The organism is Streptomyces sp. NPDC088746 (genome assembly GCF_044751065.1).
In the GTDB taxonomy this organism is placed as follows: domain Bacteria; phylum Actinomycetota; class Actinomycetes; order Streptomycetales; family Streptomycetaceae; genus Streptomyces.
The window spans coordinates 1382162-1398645 of the sequence record NZ_JBIVLA010000001.1 but is presented as its reverse complement, the minus strand read 5'-3'; the positions used below and the strand labels follow the sequence as shown (position 1 = coordinate 1398645).

At 69.2% G+C, this 16484-nt stretch carries 16 protein-coding genes and 1 riboswitch; of the genes, 8 read left to right on the top strand and 8 right to left on the bottom strand.

Going from position 1 to position 16484, the window contains the following annotated elements:
- Positions 1-27 precede the first annotated feature (27 nt).
- The 4 genes from ACIP63_RS06590 to bcp form a co-directional block, all read right to left on the bottom strand.
- Positions 28-690, bottom strand: coding sequence for an HNH endonuclease (locus tag ACIP63_RS06590; RefSeq protein WP_401512005.1), 663 nt, complete (start codon positions 688-690; stop codon positions 28-30).
- The gene (locus tag ACIP63_RS06585; RefSeq protein ID WP_401512003.1) at positions 687-1346 is read right to left on the bottom strand and encodes an HNH endonuclease; all 660 of its coding nucleotides are present in this window, start codon (positions 1344-1346) and stop codon (positions 687-689) included. The genes ACIP63_RS06590 and ACIP63_RS06585 overlap by 4 nt, the downstream gene beginning before the upstream one ends.
- Positions 1347-1489: 143 nt before the next feature.
- Entirely contained in the window at positions 1490-2986 is a 1497-nt protein-coding gene (gene proP, locus ACIP63_RS06580; RefSeq protein WP_401512002.1) for a glycine betaine/L-proline transporter ProP, read from the bottom strand.
- Between the two features lie 129 nt (positions 2987-3115).
- Entirely contained in the window at positions 3116-3583 is a 468-nt protein-coding gene (gene bcp / locus ACIP63_RS06575; RefSeq protein ID WP_401512000.1) for a thioredoxin-dependent thiol peroxidase, read from the bottom strand.
- A gap of 129 nt (positions 3584-3712) precedes the next feature.
- Here bcp and ACIP63_RS06570 point away from each other — a divergent pair, with 129 nt between their 5' ends.
- The 3 genes from ACIP63_RS06570 (at position 3713) to ACIP63_RS06560 (ending at position 4942) form a co-directional block, all read left to right on the top strand.
- Positions 3713-4054, top strand: a complete 342-nt coding sequence (locus ACIP63_RS06570) for a DUF3618 domain-containing protein (RefSeq protein ID WP_401511999.1) — start codon at positions 3713-3715, stop codon at positions 4052-4054.
- 76 nt (positions 4055-4130) lie between these two features.
- Positions 4131-4466, top strand: coding sequence for a co-chaperone GroES (locus tag ACIP63_RS06565; RefSeq protein ID WP_099173024.1), 336 nt, complete (start codon positions 4131-4133; stop codon positions 4464-4466).
- A gap of 53 nt (positions 4467-4519) precedes the next feature.
- A riboswitch (guanidine-III (ykkC-III) riboswitch) is annotated at positions 4520-4586 on the top strand.
- Positions 4587-4621: 35 nt separating this feature from the next.
- Positions 4622-4942: a multidrug efflux SMR transporter gene (locus ACIP63_RS06560; RefSeq protein ID WP_014156030.1), complete on the top strand. Its 321-nt coding sequence runs from the start codon at positions 4622-4624 to the stop codon at positions 4940-4942.
- A gap of 56 nt (positions 4943-4998) precedes the next feature.
- Here ACIP63_RS06560 and asnB read toward each other — a convergent pair whose 3' ends face one another.
- Positions 4999-6840, bottom strand: coding sequence for an asparagine synthase (glutamine-hydrolyzing) (asnB, locus tag ACIP63_RS06555; protein ID WP_401511997.1), 1842 nt, complete (start codon positions 6838-6840; stop codon positions 4999-5001).
- A 360-nt stretch (positions 6841-7200) separates the two neighbouring features.
- Positions 7201-9684, bottom strand: coding sequence for a transglycosylase domain-containing protein (locus ACIP63_RS06550; RefSeq protein WP_401511996.1), 2484 nt, complete (start codon positions 9682-9684; stop codon positions 7201-7203).
- A gap of 147 nt (positions 9685-9831) precedes the next feature.
- Here ACIP63_RS06550 and ACIP63_RS06545 point away from each other — a divergent pair, with 147 nt between their 5' ends.
- Genes ACIP63_RS06545 through ACIP63_RS06530 form a run of 4 tightly spaced genes read left to right on the top strand, consistent with a single transcriptional unit; the run spans position 9832 to position 13225 of the window.
- Positions 9832-10632: an ABC transporter permease gene (locus ACIP63_RS06545; protein ID WP_401511995.1), complete on the top strand. Its 801-nt coding sequence runs from the start codon at positions 9832-9834 to the stop codon at positions 10630-10632.
- Entirely contained in the window at positions 10625-11497 is an 873-nt protein-coding gene (locus tag ACIP63_RS06540) for an ABC transporter permease (RefSeq protein ID WP_401511993.1), read from the top strand. Before ACIP63_RS06545 ends, ACIP63_RS06540 begins: the two co-directional genes overlap by 8 nt.
- Before the next feature lie 18 nt (positions 11498-11515).
- Complete coding sequence (locus ACIP63_RS06535) at positions 11516-12484, top strand: ATP-binding cassette domain-containing protein (protein WP_401512293.1); 969 nt, start codon at positions 11516-11518, stop codon at positions 12482-12484.
- 54 nt (positions 12485-12538) lie between these two features.
- A complete protein-coding gene (locus ACIP63_RS06530; protein WP_401512291.1) occupies positions 12539-13225 on the top strand; it encodes a DUF1707 domain-containing protein in 687 nt (228 codons plus the stop codon).
- Between the two features lie 3 nt (positions 13226-13228).
- On the opposite strand, the gene ACIP63_RS06525 is transcribed toward ACIP63_RS06530, so the two are convergent.
- Positions 13229-14491 carry an SGNH/GDSL hydrolase family protein gene (locus ACIP63_RS06525; RefSeq protein WP_401511991.1) on the bottom strand — a complete coding sequence of 421 codons (1263 nt, stop codon included), beginning with the start codon at positions 14489-14491 and terminating at the stop codon, positions 13229-13231.
- A gap of 153 nt (positions 14492-14644) precedes the next feature.
- Here ACIP63_RS06525 and ACIP63_RS06520 point away from each other — a divergent pair, with 153 nt between their 5' ends.
- A complete protein-coding gene (locus ACIP63_RS06520) occupies positions 14645-15970 on the top strand; it encodes a DUF445 domain-containing protein (protein ID WP_401511989.1) in 1326 nt (441 codons plus the stop codon).
- 149 nt (positions 15971-16119) lie between these two features.
- Here the strand turns inward: ACIP63_RS06520 and ACIP63_RS06515 are convergent, their stop codons facing one another.
- Complete coding sequence (locus ACIP63_RS06515) at positions 16120-16425, bottom strand: hypothetical protein (protein WP_401511987.1); 306 nt, start codon at positions 16423-16425, stop codon at positions 16120-16122.
- Between the last annotated feature and the right edge of the window lie 59 nt (positions 16426-16484).

The following is a 16484-nucleotide window of genomic DNA, read 5'->3' as shown; positions in this document are numbered from 1 at the left end:
AGTGCGGCGGGTATCAGGGACAGTCTCTCAACGTCTCGCGCGGGTGCCGCCTCTGCACCACGTGCGGGTCACCGCGTGGCAGTTCGGGCACAGGAGCCGCAGATTCTCTCTGCGATCGTCGCTCCAGTCGCCGTTGATGTGATCCACCTCCAGTGTCATGGGCTCGCCCAGCCAGACTGTGCCGGTTCCGCACTCAGCACACTCTTCAGGGAGGCCGACTTCGCGCAGGGCGCGTCGGAGCTGCACCGTCTTCGTGCGGTGTCGGCCCTCGTGCTTCACCAGAATGTGGTCAGCGGGCTTCAGCGGGGTGGTCCCGACTTGCCCCCGCTGATGTCCCTGCCCCAGGAAGTGCGTGGTGGTGAGTCCGTCATCGGCAAGCCAGGCGCGCAACTGCTTCCGCTGGCTCGCGTTGTCCGTGCGGCCCAGCCGTCGGAGGGTGTCGGCGATGGAAACGGCCGAGGCCACAGCAACTGCGAGTTCTGTTGTGGAGGGCCGCTTCCCTGCTCTGCGGTAGGCGCGGCGGGGAAAGTGGGACACGTCGATCCCGAAATGCTCGAAGCGATTGAAGAGATAGCGGCCGAGTCGACCGTAGGGGCGGGTGCCCAGGAAGTTGATGACTTCCTGGATGTCGGCGCATTTGCCGGCTGCTTCGGCCAGCAGCTCCCGTGTGTAGCGGCTGCCCGAACTCATCGGTCCTCACTATGCATCGGTGTGCGCCGCGCCTTGCCGCGACCTCGGTATGTGTCGGTCGTCGAGTGGCAGTTGGGACAGAGCAGTCGAAGGTTCTGAGGTTGGTTGTTTCGCCAGTTGCCGTCGACGTGATCGACCTCGAGCGGCAGGGGCTGGTGCCGCCAGACGGGCCCAGTGCCGCAACGGGCGCAGCGCTCGGGGGCGCCCATGGCGATCAGGGCTCGCTTGAGTCGCTCACCGGGTATGCGGCGAACGAGTGTCTGAGTCCGGTCGACGAGCAGTTCCTCCGGACGCCGACGACGTACCTCACCTTTCCTGGAGGGTGCCGCGAAGTGCGATGTGTCGATCCCCAGAGCTTTGACGCGGCGGCTGATGTGTGTGTGCTGTCCCCCCACCACCTCAAGGCCGAGTCGACGCAGCACCTCGCACATGGTGGTTGATGCTGTGACCGCCTCCTGAAGCACTTCCTTGGTCCAGCGCACCCCTTCGCTCTCGAAGTGGTGAGTGTCCACCCCGAGTCTGCGCATGCGGTCGAGGAGATAGCGTCGGGTCGAGCTCTTCGGATCGACCCCCAGCTTCGTCAGTGCCTCCGAGAGCGTCCGTGACGACGAGGCCGCCTCTGCGAGGCGCTCTCGGGTGTACGGGCTGGCAGGCATGTCCCCTCCGCATCCGGCCGCGCGTTCGCGGCCTCGTACGGAGCAACGAACCGCTCATCGGATGGTCACGTCCGTAATGTGATGAGATGCGGAAGGGCCCGTACCGCTTTGTGGCGGTACGGGCCCTTCCATGAGGACGTGTGTCAGAACTTCGGGTCCGGGCTCTGGGCGTGGACCAGTTCGGCCGCTTCCTCTTCGGTCTCCACCGAGGGCGGGGAGCCGGCCAGGGGCTGGTTGGCGGTCTCCTTCATGCAGGCCACCGCGATCACGCCGATCAGGGCCGCCGCCATCGCGTAGTACGCCGGCATCAGGTTCGAGCCGCTCCAGCTGATCAGGGCGGTGATCACCAGCGGGGTCGTACCACCGAAGATCGAGGCCGAGAGGTTGTAGCCGACCGACAGAGAGCCGTAGCGCACGTTGGTCGGGAACAGTGCCGGGAGGGCGGCGGACATCGTGCCCAGCATGCAGACCAGGGAGAGGCCCAGCATCACCATGCCGATGGTGATCGCAGGGATGCTGCCCTGGCGGATCAGCAGGAACGCCGGCAGCGACAGGAACAGGAAGCCGAGCATGCCGGCCATCAGGAGCGGCTTGCGGCCGAAGCGGTCCGACAGCTTGCCGAACTGGCTGATGATCAGCATCAGGAAGACCATGACGGCGAGCAGGATGAGCAGCCCGTGGGTCTCGCTGTAGCCGAGCTCGTCCGAGAGGTACGTCGGCATGTACGACAGCAGCATGTAGTCGGTGATGTTGTACGCGCCGACCAGGGCGATGCAGAGGATCAGCGTCGGCCAGTACTGGCGGAAGATCTTGGCGAGGTCGCCCTTGGCGGTGGACTCGACGTGGTCGGCGGCCTCCGTGGCGTGGGCGGTGCCGCCCTCCAGCTTCTGGAAGGCGGGGGTCTCGTCCAGGCGGAGTCGCAGGTAGAGGCCTACGAGGCCGAGGGGACCGGCGACGAGGAACGGGATGCGCCAGCCCCAGGACTCCATCTGGCCGGTGTCCAGGAGGGCGTACAGGAGGGTGACGAGCCCGGCGGCGCCGACGTAGCCGGCCAGGGTGCCGAACTCGAGGAAGCTGCCGAAGAATCCGCGGCGCTTGTCGGGGGCGTACTCGGCGATGAAGGTCGAGGCGCCGCCGTACTCGCCGCCGGTGGAGAAGCCCTGGAGCATCCGGAAGAAGATCAGGAGTACCGCTGCCCAGACGCCGATGGTGTCGTGGGAGGGGATGAGGCCGATCGCGAAGGTGCCGATCGCCATGAGGATCATGGTGAGGGCCAGGACCTTCTTACGGCCGATCTTGTCACCCATAGGGCCGAAGAACATGCCGCCGAGGGGCCGGACGAGGAAGGCCACGGCGAAGGTCGCGAAAGACGAAAGGAGCTGGGTGGTGTCGTTCGTCGAGGGGAAGAAGACATGCCCGATGGTGACGGCCAGGTAGGAGTAGATGCCGAAGTCGAACCACTCCATGGCGTTACCGAGCGACGCCGCCTTCACCGCGCGCTTGACCGCCTGGTCGTCGGTGATGGTGATGTCGGTCCGACGGAGCCGCGGGTTCTGGCGCTTCCGGATGGCCCGGAAGAGCGCTGGGTGGCGTTTGACCGCATCAGGGTCGGCCGCCTGGTGGGGGTCGGAGGCCGCCATGGCCGGTTCCTTTCGTCGAACGGTGTTCCAGGAAAGGCTTCTGCGCAGTCATGGCGGTTGCAAACCGAATCAACGGATGATTGCGAGCTCGCTCACACCCATTTCGGCCGAGATCCCCACGAACCGGGGTCAGATTCCGAGATCCTTGATGATCTTGGCGACGTGGCCGGTCGCCTTGACGTTGTAGAGGGCCTTCTCCACCTTGCCCTCTTCGTCGACCACAATCGTGGAGCGGATCACACCTGTCACCACTTTGCCGTAGAGCTTCTTCTCGCCGAACGCGCCGTAGGCCTCCAGGGTCTCCTTGGAGGGGTCGCCGACCAGTGTGACCTTGAGGTTCTCCTGCTCGCGGAACTTCGCGAGCTTCTCCGGCTTGTCCGGCGACACGCCGATGACGTCGTAGCCGGCTCCGGTGAGGAGGTCCAGGTTGTCCGTGAAGTCGCAGGCCTGCTTGGTGCAGCCTGGGGTGAGCGCGGCGGGGTAGAAGTAGACGATGACCTTGCGGCCCTTGTGGTCCGCGAGCGAGACCTCGTTCCCGTCGGCGTCCGGAAGGGTGAAGGCGGGGGCGGTGTCGCCGGTCTGGAGTCGCTCGCTCATTTTTCTCCTCGAGTGGCACGCGTGCTGTGTGGCACCGAGCGTAATAGGGGGTGCCGCCGGGTGTAGGGGCGCCCGAGCTGACAGACTGTCGATGAAGGTTTACCCGACGACGACCACGGAGGCGGCGCAGTGTCGGATGCCAGGACCCCTGCGCAGATCGAGGCGGACATCATCAGCAGGCGTGAGCAGCTTGCGGTGGTGCTGGACGAGATCGGGGTGCGGGTGCACCCGAAGACGATGATGGGTGACGCGAAGGCCAAGGTCGCGTCGACGGTGGACCGGACGGCCGGGCGTGCGTTCGTCGCCGTGAACCGTTCGGTTTCGGACGTGAAGGCGCAGTTCGTCGCGGAGGACGGTTCGCCGCGGCTGGAGCGGGTGATTCCGGCGGCGCTGGTGGTGGCCGGGGCGGTCGCGTGGCTGACGCTGTCCTCGCGGTCTTCGCGGGGTGCGCGCCGCCGCAGGAGGCGGTGAAAGAGGTCTCCGTGCGGCCCTGGGGCGTGCGGAGGGGGTCGGGGCAGGTAGGTTTCGGGTCGTGAGCGACAACGGCATGAGCAACACCGACGACAAGCTGCCGATCCGGATGCTGCACGACCGTGTGCTGGTGCGGTCGGATTCGCCCGAGGGTGAGCGGCGGTCCGGCGGCGGCATCCTGATTCCCGCGACGGCGGCGGTCGGCCGGCGTCTGGCGTGGGCGGAGGTCGTCGCTGTCGGCCAGAACGTGCGGACCGTGGAGCCGGGTGACCGGGTGCTGTACGACCCCGAGGACCGTGCCGAGGTCGAGGTGCGGGGGGTGGCGTACGTGCTGATGCGGGAGCGGGATCTGCACGCGGTGGCCGCGGACCGCTTCGAGGGTTCGGTGGATTCGACCGGGCTCTATCTGTAGGCAGGTGTGGGGTGAGTGGGCCTGGTGACCGTTGTCACCAGGCCTTTCTGCTGGGTGTTGCTAGGCTGGTGTGACCCCGACGAGACGCGCCGTACCGGGTTTCCGCAAAGACGACGCACTCGTGTTGTTCGCGTGTTTCGTCGTGGAGGTCTGTCGTGGCGTGGGTTCTGTTGATCGTCGCCGGTCTGCTGGAAGTGGGCTGGTCGATCGGGATGAAGTACACCGAGGGGTTCACCCGGCTGTGGCCGAGTGTGTTCACCGGCCTGGGGATCGTGGCCAGCATGATGCTGCTGTCGCAGGCGGCGAAGACGCTGCCGATCGGTACGGCGTACGGCGTGTGGGTGGGGATCGGTGCGGCCGGTGCGGCGGTGCTGGGCATGGTGGTGCTGAACGAGCCGGTGACGGCCGCGCGGATCTTCTTCGTCTGTCTGCTGCTGGTGGCCGTGGTGGGCCTGAAGGCGACGTCCGGGCACTGAGGGCTGTGGCGCGACCGGTCGTCACGACCGGCCGCGCGATCCCGGTTTGCGTCGGGTCAGGACAGCACCAGCTCCGGGTTGTACATGTCGAGCCAGAGGGCGAGATCGAGGGTGCGTTCGAGGCCGCGCCGCGACGCCTGGGAGATCTGCGGCGTGTCCCGGCCGGCGGCGCGTTCGACGCGTGCCGGGTCGACGATCTCGAAGACCCGGTGCGAGGGCCGGGACAGCAGGTCCTTGGCGTGGTCCTGGAGCGCCATGGCGTACTTGGGGTCCTGGGTGGAGGGGTACGGGCTCTTGACCCTGTCGTACACCGAGCGCGGCAGGACGTCGGCGGTGGCCTCGCGCAGCAGGCTCTTCTCCCGGCCGTCGAAGGACTTCAGCGCCCAGGGGGTGTTGTAGACGTACTCGACGAGGCGGTGGTCGCAGAAGGGGACACGTACCTCGAGGCCGACGGCCATGCTCGCGCGGTCCTTCCGGTCGAGCAGCACCCGGACGAAGCGGGTCAGGTGCTGGTGGCTGATCTTGCGCATCGTGTATTCGAAGTCGCTCTCGCCGTCGAGCCGCTGGATGCCTGAGACCGCGTCGCGGTAGCTGTCCGCGACGTAGGACGTGAGGTCGAGGCGTGTGGTGAGGTCCGGGCGGAGTACGTCGGTGTCCTCGCCGAAGTGCCTGCTGAACTGTGCCAGCCAGGGGAAGGTCTCGGACTTGCGGGCCTCCTCGTCGAAGAACTGGAGGTAGCCGCCGAAGACCTCGTCGGCGGACTCACCGGACAGGGCGACCGTGGAGTGCTCGCGGATGGACTTGAAGAGCAGGTAGAGGGAGGCGTCCATGTCGCCGAAGCCCATGGGTATGTCCCGGGCGCGTATCACCCGGGAGCGCACGTCGGGGTCGGCGAGTGCGTCCGAGTCGAGCACGATGTCGCGGTGGTCGGTGCGCGCCGTGCGCGCCACGTCGTGGACGAAGGGTGTGTCGGGGGTGCCGCGGAGTTCGTCGGCGACGAAGTTCTCGGTCTGGCCGGTGAAGTCGACGGCGAAGCTGCGTACGGTCTCGCCGGTCTCGCCGAGTTGACGGGCGGCCAGTGCGGTCATCGCGGAGGAGTCGAGTCCTCCGGACAGCAGGGTGCAGCGGGGCACGTCGGAGACGAGCTGGCGGCGCACGATGTCGTCGAGGAGTGAGCGGACGGTGGCGATGGTGGTGTCGCGGTCGTCCGTGTGCGGCCGGGTCTCCAGTTGCCAGTACACGTGGCGGCGCAGGCCGCCGCGGTCCACGGTGATGACGGTGCCGGGCTCGACCTCGTGCATGCCGTCCCACACCGCATGGCCGGGTGTCTTCACGAAGGTGAACAGTTCGCGTAGGCCGTCGAGGGTGACGCGGGGCTTGGTGAGCGGGTTGGCGAGGATGGCTTTGGGTTCGGACCCGAAGAGGACGCCGTCGGGTGTCTCGTAGTAGTAGAACGGCTTGATGCCCATGCGGTCGCGGATCATCACGAGCTTGTCGTGCCGTCCGTCCCAGAGGGCGAAGGCGTACATGCCGTTGAGGCGTTCGGCGATCGCCTCGCCCCATTCCACGTAGCCGCGCAGTACGACCTCGGTGTCGGACTGGGTGGTGAACCGGTGGCCGCGCCGGACGAGTTCCTGCCGGAGTTCGGTGTAGTTGTACGTCTCGCCGGAGTAGACGATGGCCACGGCGCCTTGGGGGGTGTCGACGGTCATGGGCTGGCGTCCGCCCGGCAGGTCGATGATGGCAAGTCGTCGGTGGCCGAGGCCGGCGGGTCCGCTGATCCAGGTTCCCCGGTCGTCCGGGCCGCGGCAGGACATCGTCTCCGTCATCGCGTCGAGTGTTTCGGCCGAGGCTCGAAGGTCACGGTCGAAGGAAATCCAGCCGGTGATGCCGCACATCTGGTATTCCTCCTGCTTCCGGTCGGCGTCCGGCCTTCGCGCCACCGTTTCCGGCGGGAGCGCCGGGGGAGGGCGGGCAGGTGGCCGGCGAAACCAGTTGTAGTGAGCACCTATGTAACGAGCCTGTGACATGCCCGCGGCCCGGGTCAACCTGGTGGTGACATGCCGGGCGATCTCACCCCGCGATTTTCGGACGCACACAGTGCGGAACTTTGCGAACACATGCCCATCGAAGGCCCGCCCCCGCCCGGTTGTGGGCTTCCGGAGGGGGCGGGCGGGGGCGTGGATCAAGCCATGGGCAAAGTCTTGGCCAATCCGGGCGGGCCGTATCCGATCCGTCGGTTTGCCAGGCCCGCGTGTTCAGGGGCGGGCGGGGCCGAGGAGGCCTTGGTCGTCCCTGCCGTCCTTCGTGTCTCTGCCGTCTCTGCCGCCCCCGCCGTCTCTGCCGTCCTCGCCGTCGCTGCCGTCTCTGCCGTCTCTGCCGTCCCCGTCCTGGTGGCCGGCAGGACGGCTGTCGGCGGCTTCCCTGGGGGCGGCCGGGGCGGCCGGGGCGGGCGAGGGGGCGTCGGCGGGCGTGGCGGTGCGGGGCGTCCTGGGGGCCCCTGAGGCTCCGGAGGGGGCGTCAGATGTGCGGTTGCGGGCGCTGTCCCGCTTCTCGCGGGAGTCTCCGGTGCCGGGCTCGTCGGTGCCTCCGGCTTCCTCCGTGTCCTCCGTGTCCTCGCCCTCCCCGCTCTCGTCGGGGTCGGGCTCCTCGGGGCCTTCGTCGGCTTCGAGCTCGAAGCCCTGCACCTCGCTGCCTTCGAGCGCGGCCCGGGTGTAGTCGGCCCAGGTCTCGGCGGGGGCGCCGCCGCCGTTCATGCGGGCGAGGCCGAGTGCGCCGTAGAGGGGCTTCTGTACGCCGGTCCTGGGGTCCTGGCCCATGACGGCGATGACGGTGGCGAGGTCGGGGGTGTAGCCGGCGAACCAGGCGGCCCTGTCCTCCTCGGCAGTGCCCGTCTTGCCCGCCGCGGGGCGGCCCGCGCCCAGGGCGGCGGTGCCGGTGCCGCCGTCGACGACGCTCCGCAGGACGGAGGTGGTGGTGTCGGCGGCTTCGCGGCTGACGGCCTGCCGGGTGTTCCTGGCGGGGAGGTCCAGCTCGGTGCCGTCCTTGCTGATCTCGGCGACGAGCGTGTGGGGACGCTGTCTGCCGTGGTCGGCGAGGGTGGCGTACGCCGAGGCCATGTCGACGGCGCTGGCGGTGGCGGGGCCGAGTGCGATGGAGGGGGAGGCCGTGAGGTCGGGGGTGTCCTTGGGGATGCCGAGGGCGACCGCGGTGTCCTTGACCTCCTGGGGGCCGACGTCCTGCGCCATCTGGGCGTAGACGGCGTTGACGGATTTGTCGGTGGCCTCGCGGACGGTGATGGAGCCGTAGTCGACGTCGTCCTCGTTGGCGGGGGAGTAGCCGGTGGAGCCGGCGGAGCTCTGGACGGTGCGTTTGTTGGTGCCGTCGTAGCGGGTGTTGGGGGTGATGGCGCGGTCCTTCTGGGTGGTGGACCCGTGGGCGAGGGCTGCGGCGAGGACGAACGGCTTGAAGGTGGACCCGACCTGGTAGTCGCGGCGGGTCGCGTTGTTGACGTACTGCTTCGTGTAGTCGACGCCTCCGTAGAGCGCGACGACGTGGCCGGTGGCGGGGTCGATGGAGGCGCCGCCGGCGCGGACGTTGCGGTCGGCCTCGCGGTCGTCGCTGGTCTTGGAGAGGACGTTGTCCTCGACGGCTTCGACGAGGGCGTCCTGCTTCTTCTTCTGGAGGGTGGTGGTGATGCGGTAGCCGCCGGTGGCGAGGGTGTCCGCGTCGATGATCTTGTTGGCGGTGAGGTAGTCCTCGACCGCCTGGACGATGTAGCCGCGCTGGCCGGAGAGCGCGGTGGCGGGCTTGGCCTTGTCGGGGACGGGGAAGGTCATCGCGTCGCGGTCGGCGGCGCTGAGCCAGTGGTGCTTGACCATGCCGTCGAGCACGTAGTCCCAGCGGGCGAGGACGGCCTTCTTGTTCTCGGGGTGGGCGACGACGTCGTACGAACTGGGGGCGTTGAGCAGGGAGGCGAGGTAGGCGCCTTCGCCGGCGTCGAGGTCTTCGACGTCCTTGCCGTAGTAGGCGTGGGAGGCGGCCTGGATGCCGTAGGCGTTGCGCCCGAAGTAGCTGGTGTTGAGGTAGCCCTCGAGGATCTCGTCCTTGCTCTGTTCGCGGTCGAGCTTGATGGAGATGAAGAATTCCTTGGCCTTGCGGATGACGGTCTGTTCCTGGCCGAGGTAGTAGTTCTTGACGTACTGCTGGGTGATGGTGGAACCGCCCTGCCTGCCCTTGCCGGTGACGGTGTTCCAGCCGGCGCGGAGGGTGGCCTTGATGTCGATGGCGTCCTCGGAGTAGAAGTCCCGGTCCTCGGCGGCGAGTACGGCGTGCTGGATGGTGGGGGGGATGCGGTCCAGCGGGATCTTCTCGCGGTTGATCTCGCCGTCGCGGGCGATGACGGTCTTCCCGTCCGCGTACACGTAGACGTTGGCCTGCGCGGTCGCGGCGGCGTTGGCGGCGGGGATGTCGATGAGCTGGTAGCCGGCGATGAATCCGCCGACGAGGAGCAGCGCGAGGAGCAGTACGCCGCCGAGGGCCATGCGCCAGGTGGGAATGGCGCGGCGCCAGCCGGTGCGCTTGGGCCGCTTGGGGCGTTTTTTGCGCCCCTCGGTGTCCTGTGCGCCGTTCGGGTGGCGGGAGTCGGGGGCGGGGGCCGCGGCCGAGGGGTCTCGGGGGGCCCAGCCCTGGGGGCCCTGCTGACCAGGGTCTCCGCCGTGCTGCGGTGGCTCTTGGCTCATGACTGTGGAGGCTCCTCGACTACGGATGATTTTCCTATAGTGCACTTTTCGGACAGATAACCCTCGGATCCCTCCACGGAAATGGGGTCGCGGCGGCCGGACGCCGTGGACTAACGTCGTGCGCTTTGGCGGATTGAGGGGGGCGAGGTGCGGCTCTATGCCGTGGTGGCGGCCGGTGGTTTCCGGCGGTATGCCACCTATCGGGTGGCGACGCTCGCGGGGGTGTTCACCAACACCGTCTTCGGTTTCATCATGGCGTACACCTACATCGCTCTGTGGGACGAGAGACCGCAGCTCGGCGGCTATGACATGTCGCAGGCGCTGACCTACGTGTGGCTGGGTCAGGCCCTGCTGATGACCTGCGCGATGATGGGCGGCGGCTTCGAGGACGAGCTCATGGAGCGGATCCGCACGGGCGACATCGCGGTCGATCTGTACCGGCCCGCCGATCTGCAGCTGTGGTGGCTGGCGGGGGACCTGGGCCGGGCCGCGTTCCATCTGCTGGGGCGCGGGATCGTGCCGATGGCGCTGGGGGCGATGGCCTTCGATCTCGCGATGCCGCGCTCTCCGTGGACCTGGCTGGCCTTCCTCGTGTCGGTGGGGCTGGGCGTCCTGGTGAGCTTCGGGGTGCGCTTCCTGGTCGCGCTCTCGGCGTTCTGGCTGATGGACGGGGCGGGCGCGATGCAGATCGCCTGGCTGGCCGGGCTGTTCTTCTCGGGGATGATGCTGCCGCTGACGCTGTTCCCCGGCTGGCTCGGGGAGCTGGCCCGCGTCCTGCCGTGGTCGTCGCTGCTCCAGGTCCCGGCCGACGTGTTCCTCGGCAAGTACGCGGGCTGGGATGTCGTGCGGGCGTACGCCTTCCAGGCCGGCTGGGCGGTGGTGCTGCTGCTTGCCGGGAGACTCCTGCAGTCGGTGGCGACCAGAAGGGTGGTGGTCCAGGGTGGCTGAGGTCCGGGTCGGGCGTGTCGCGCCCGTGGAGCCGGAGACCGCGTTCGCCGAGCGGTCCCGGCTGGTCGAGGGGGTGCGGTCGTACGGGCTGATCGTGGCGATGTGGCTGCGCTCGACGATGGCGTACCGCGCGTCGTTCGTGATGACGACCGTCGGGAACTTCGTGTCGACGGCGTTCGACTTCGTCACGATCGTGCTGATGTTCGCGCACGTCGACGTGCTGGGCGGGTTCACCCTGCCGGAGGTCGCGTTGCTGTACGGGACGTCGGCGACCGCGTTCGGGCTGGCCGACCTGGTGCTGGGGTCGATGGACCGGCTGGGGCGCCGGGTGCGGGACGGGACGCTGGACACGCTGCTGGTGCGGCCCGTCCCGGTGCTGGCGCAGGTGGCGGCGGACCGGTTCGCGCTGCGCCGGTTGGGGCGGATCACGCAGGGCCTGCTGGTGCTGGGTTACGCCTTGTGGACGCTGGACATCGACTGGTCGCCCCTGAAGGTGCTGATGCTGCCGCTGATGGTGCTGAGCGGGGCGGCGATCTTCGGCGCGGTGTTCGTGGTGGGGGCGGCGTTCCAGTTCTACGCCCAGGACGCCTCCGAGGTGCAGAACGCCTTCACGTACGGGGGGACGACGATGCTGCAGTACCCGCCGACGGTCTTCGCGAAGGACCTGGTGCGCGGGGTGACGTTCGTGGTGCCGCTGGCGTTCGTGAGCTGGCTGCCGGCTCTGTACGTGCTGGGGCGGGACTATCCGCTGGACCTGCCGGGGTGGGTGGCGTTCCTGCCTCCGGTGGTGGCGGCGGGGTGCTGGGTGCTCGCGGGGCTGGCGTGGCGTGTGGGGCTGCGGTCGTACCGCAGCACGGGAAGCTGAGGAGTGGGCGTGGACGACATGGACTTCATCGAGCTGGACGGCGTCGAGAAGGTCTTCGACGTGCGCCGCAAGACGGGCTTCATGCGCCGTGAGCGGCGTGAGGTGCGGGCGGTGGACGGGATCAGCTTCCGGGTGCCGCGCGGTGAGATGGTCGGCTACATCGGCCCGAACGGCGCGGGCAAGTCGACGACGATCAAGATGCTGACGGGCATCCTCACGCCGAGCGGCGGCCGGCTGCGGGTCGCGGGGATCGACCCTTCCAGGGAGCGTACGAGACTGGCGCACCGGATGGGTGTGGTGTTCGGGCAGCGTACGACGCTGTGGTGGGACCTGCCGTTGCGTGACTCGTACCGGCTGATGCACCGGATGTACCGGATCCCGGACAGCCGTTACCGGGAGAATCTGGACCGTTGCGTCGAACTCCTGGATCTGGGGGCGCTGTTGGAGGTCCCGGTGCGTCAGCTGTCGCTGGGGCAGCGGATGCGGGGCGACATCGCGGCGGCGCTGCTGCACGATCCCGAGGTGCTGTATCTGGACGAGCCCACGATCGGGCTCGACGTGGTCTCGAAGGCGAAGGTGCGGGGGTTCCTGCGGGACTTGAACGCGGAGCGGTCGACGACGGTGCTGCTGACCACGCACGATCTGACCGACATCGAGCAGCTGTGCAAGCGGGTGATGGTGATCGACCACGGCCGTCTGGTGTACGACGGTGCGCTCGCCGGGCTGCACGAGGTGGGGGAGAGCGAGCGCACGCTCGTCGTGGACCTGGAGAGGGAGCTGCCGCCGATCGAACTGGGGGCGGAGCCTTCGGCGCGGGTGGTGAAGGTGGAGGGGCCCCGGCAGTGGCTGGCGTTCCCGGCCGCGGCGTCGGCCGCCCCGCTGGTGGCGCGTATCGCGGCGGACTATCCGCTGGTGGACCTCTCGGTGCGGGAGCCGGACATCGAGTCCGTGATCGCGAAGATGTACGTGTCGGATTCTGCTCTCTAGGCCCGTTCCGCGATCGCTCTATAGGGTGCCGGTATGACAAGTGACAGCCCGGACATGCGTGCCTCCGACGCGGAACGTGAGCGGGTCGCCGAGACCCTGCGGGAGGCCGTGGCCGAGGGACGGCTGGAGATGGACGAGTTCGAGCAGCGGCTCGACGCGACGTTCAAGGCGCGTACGCACGGGGAGTTGGTGCCGCTCGTCCGCGACCTGCCGGTGCCGGGCGATCCGGCCCGGCCGGTGACGGGTGCGGTGGCCGAGCGCACGGGGTCGTCCGCGAACTGGCCCGCGCGCATCGGTGGCACCGCCACCTCGTCGGGGGCCTTCGCCTTCTGGGGCGGCTTCAGCCGGAAGGGCCGCTGGACGGTGGGCCCGAAGTTCACCGCGTTCGCGATGTGGGGCGGTGGCGAGATCGATCTGCGCGAGGCCCGCTTCGCGGAGCGCGATGTGGTGATCCGCTGCTACACGATCATGGGCGGCATGCAGGTGACGGTCCCGCCGGACCTCAACGTCCAGGTCAACGGCCTCGGGATCATGGGCGGTTTCGGCGAGCACTCCAAGCTCGACGAGGAGCCGGAACCCGCTCCGGACGCCCCACGGGTGAGGATCACCGGGTTCGCGCTGATGGGCGGGGTCGGTGTGGAGCGCAAGCGGAGCAGGGCGGAGAAGCGCCGGCTCCAGGAGCAGGAGCGGCTGCGCCTGCAGAAGCCGGACACGGGGGACGGGCGCAAGGAGCTCGGCTGAGCCTCAGAAGGTGTCGGCCTTCGGTGTCCCGTCCACGGCGCCGAGGTCGATCGCGTGGCCCAGGGCGTGGTAACCGGCGTCGTTGAAGTGCAGCCGGTCTCCGGAGTCGTACTCGGGCAGGATCCGGTTGGGTGCGTAGGGGTCGCGTACGGCGCGGTCGAAGTCGATGAACGCGTCGAAGATCCGGCCGGAGCGGATCTCCTTGTTGACGGCCAGGCGCACGCCGTTGCTCTCGGGTGACCAGGTGGAGTAGCCCTGGAAGGGTGTCAGGGTCGCCCCGACGACCCGCAGCCCCTGGGCGTGGGCGCGCTCGGTGAGGGCGCGGAGCCCGGCCGTGATGCGCCGGGGATCGGGTTCCTGGGGGTACTGCTGTACGTCGTTGATACCGAGGGCGATGATCACGGTCTTCGCTCCGGCGACGGACAGGACGTCGCGCTCGAAGCGGTGGGCGCCGCTGCGGCCCCCCACGTTCCTGACGCCGTCCACCGTGAGCGGGCTGTCGCGCAGGAGCCGGTTGCCGGCTATCCCCTGGTTGGCGACGCCGTAGGCGTGCCGCAGCCGGTCGGAGAGGACGTCCGGCCAGCGGGTGTTGGCGTCGGTCGTGGAGCCGCTGCCCGCCGTGAGGGAGTCGCCGAGCACGACGATCGCGCCGGGTGACGCCTCGTTGCGGACGTCGACGGCCGTCAGGTAGCGCCACCGGGTGGTGCTCCAGGTGCCGTGGCCGTCGGCCAGGTAGGACGTCTGGTGCGCGTTGGGGTGCTGGGTGACGGGCCCGCCGGCGGCCGGGGTGCGGAGGGTGACCTCCAGATCGGCGTCCGGGGCGACGGGCACCACGACCGGGTCGCTGACGACCTGGAGGCCGGGGGCGACGGTGACGGTGGGCCGGCCCTGGAAGGTCACCTGGCGGGTGTTGACGGTGGCCTGGTCGATGACGAGCGGTGCGGCGCCGAAGAGGTTGGACAGCGTGATGCGGGCGGCGTCGCCGCCGACGCTGGTGTGCACGATGTTGCGGATGGTGCTGCCGGGGTAGCCCTGCGCGGCATGCGGCTCCGCGCTGACGGGGGCCGCGGTCCAGGTGGCGACCCAGGTGCCGAGGGCGTTGGCCGGTGCGGCGGGATTGCGGGCCGCCGCATGGGCCTGGGACCCGTTCAGCGGTTCCTGCCTCTTCCCGGCGATGAGCGACGTACCGAACGCGACGGCGGCGGCGAGCGCGACGGTGCCTGCTACGAGGGCGATGAGCAGGGCATACCCCTGGCGCCTGGGCATCTGTGGTGGTTCTCCTTGCGGTGTCCGGCCCGGTGTTCGGGTCGCTTTCATGATGCGACAGGTCCTGGGGAACTCGACGTGCGGCCCGGGAGTAGGTGAGGTAGGGACAATGCGTACGGCACTGGATGGCGTGTACGCGGACGGGTGGAGCGGATGGAACAGGACGCGGGACAGGGAGCGGCATCCGGGGCGGAGAGCCGCGGGGCCGGGCTGGGCGGGTTCGCGTACACCGCCGCCGATGAGGAGAAGCAGCGCGGTGTGCGCCGTATGAAGACCACTGCCACGGGTCTCCTCCTGCTCGTCGCGCTCGTGTACGTCCTCGCCACCTGGGCGAAGAACGAGGGTGTGGGCGGCTGGCCGGGCTACGTCGCAGCGGCCGCCGAGGCGGGGATGGTCGGTGCGCTGGCGGACTGGTTCGCCGTCACGGCGCTGTTCCGGCGTCCGCTCGGTCTGCCCATCCCCCACACCGCCATCATTCCCACCAAGAAGGACCAGTTGGGGGCATCACTCGGTTCCTTCGTGGGCGAGAATTTTCTCTCCGGGGACGTCGTACGTGACCGAATTCACGCCCTGGGGGTCGGCAAGAGGCTCGGAGCGTGGCTGGCGGAGCCGGAACACGCCGACCGGGTCACCGCCGAGCTGGCCACCGCGCTGCGCGGTGCGCTGACCGTGCTGCGGGACTCCGATGTGCAGGCGGTGGTCGGTGAGGCGATCACCCGGCGGGCGGACGCGGTGGAAGTCGGGCCGGGGATGGGGAAGATGCTGGAGAAGATCGTCCAGGACGGCGGGCACCGCAGGGTCGTCGACCTCGTCTGCGTACGGGCGCACGACTGGCTGGTCCTGCACGGTGACTCCGTGATGGACGCGGTCCAGGGCGGGGCGCCCGGCTGGACCCCCCGGTTCGTCGACAAGCGGGTGGGGGAGCGGGTCTACAAGGAGCTGCTGCGCTTCGTCACGGAGATGCGAGACATGCCGGGCCATCCGGCGCGCGGCTCGATCGACACGTTCCTGACGGACTTCGCGGCCGACCTCCAGACCGACAGCGACACCCGCGCCCGGGTGGAGCGGCTGAAGTCGGAGATCCTGGGGCGCGGTGAGGTCCAGGACGTCATCGCCTCCGCCTGGTCCTCCGTCCGTACGATGATCATCGCGGCGGCCGAGGACGAGCGCAGCGAGCTGCGGATGCGGGCCCGGGCGTCGCTGATCTCCCTGGGCGCCAGGCTCTCCACGGACGAGCGGTTGCAGGCGAAGCTGGAGGGGTGGCTGGAGGACGCGGCGGCGTATGTCGTCACGACGTACCGCACGGAGATCACCTCGCTGATCAGCGACACGGTGGCCGGCTGGGACGCGGACCAGACCTCGAAGAAGATCGAGGCGCACATCGGCCGCGACCTGCAGTTCATCCGGATCAACGGCACCGTGGTGGGTGCGCTGGCCGGCCTGGCGATCTATTCGGTGTCACACGCGCTGGGAGGCTGACCGGAGACGTGCCCGTCCTGTCGTACGGGCACGCCCCCGGGTCACGCGGGGAGTTGCTCTTCAGTACGCACCCCGCGGCGCCCGTGTTCAATCCCCCGGGCCCGACTTTTCCGGAGAGGGGCCGTGCGCGCGGCCGCTGCCCGGTGGGTCTAGCGGGTGGCGCGCCGGGTGACCGCCCAGGACGCGGCGGCGACGCCGCCCGCCACGGTGAACACCGCGGGCCAGGCGCCGAGCTTCTTGGCCAGGGGGTGCGAGCCGGCGAAGGCGGCGACGTAGGCGACGGTCAGTGCGGTGGCCGCGCGGGCCCCGGCCTGCCGGTTCCACTCGTAGGCCGCCACCGAGCCGGCGGCGGCCAGTGCGACGCCGCCCAGCGGGCGCTTCCTGGTCCAGCGGGCGATTCCGTACCCGCCGACGAGTCCGCCCGCCGCCACTGCCGCTGCCGGGACCTTCGCCATTGCCGCCACCTTCGCTTTCCTGCGTCTCCGTCGGCGTGAGCGCCGAGAATCCGAGGATA

Bases quoted from the DNA above. Each gene is read 5' to 3' on its own strand.
- ACIP63_RS06590 (WP_401512005.1), bottom strand. From the start codon at position 690: ATGAGTTCGGGCAGCCGCTACACACGGGAGCTGCTGGCCGAAGCAGCC.
- ACIP63_RS06585 (WP_401512003.1), bottom strand. From the start codon at position 1,346: ATGCCTGCCAGCCCGTACACCCGAGAGCGCCTCGCAGAGGCGGCCTCG.
- proP (WP_401512002.1), bottom strand. From the start codon at position 2,986: ATGGCGGCCTCCGACCCCCACCAGGCGGCCGACCCTGATGCGGTCAAA.
- bcp (WP_401512000.1), bottom strand. From the start codon at position 3,583: ATGAGCGAGCGACTCCAGACCGGCGACACCGCCCCCGCCTTCACCCTT.
- ACIP63_RS06565 (WP_099173024.1), top strand. From the start codon at position 4,131: ATGAGCAACACCGACGACAAGCTGCCGATCCGGATGCTGCACGACCGT.
- asnB (WP_401511997.1), bottom strand. From the start codon at position 6,840: ATGTGCGGCATCACCGGCTGGATTTCCTTCGACCGTGACCTTCGAGCC.
- ACIP63_RS06550 (WP_401511996.1), bottom strand. From the start codon at position 9,684: ATGAGCCAAGAGCCACCGCAGCACGGCGGAGACCCTGGTCAGCAGGGC.
- ACIP63_RS06535 (WP_401512293.1), top strand. From the start codon at position 11,516: ATGGACTTCATCGAGCTGGACGGCGTCGAGAAGGTCTTCGACGTGCGC.
- ACIP63_RS06530 (WP_401512291.1), top strand. From the start codon at position 12,539: ATGCGTGCCTCCGACGCGGAACGTGAGCGGGTCGCCGAGACCCTGCGG.
- ACIP63_RS06525 (WP_401511991.1), bottom strand. From the start codon at position 14,491: ATGCCCAGGCGCCAGGGGTATGCCCTGCTCATCGCCCTCGTAGCAGGC.
- ACIP63_RS06520 (WP_401511989.1), top strand. From the start codon at position 14,645: ATGGAACAGGACGCGGGACAGGGAGCGGCATCCGGGGCGGAGAGCCGC.
- ACIP63_RS06515 (WP_401511987.1), bottom strand. From the start codon at position 16,425: ATGGCGAAGGTCCCGGCAGCGGCAGTGGCGGCGGGCGGACTCGTCGGC.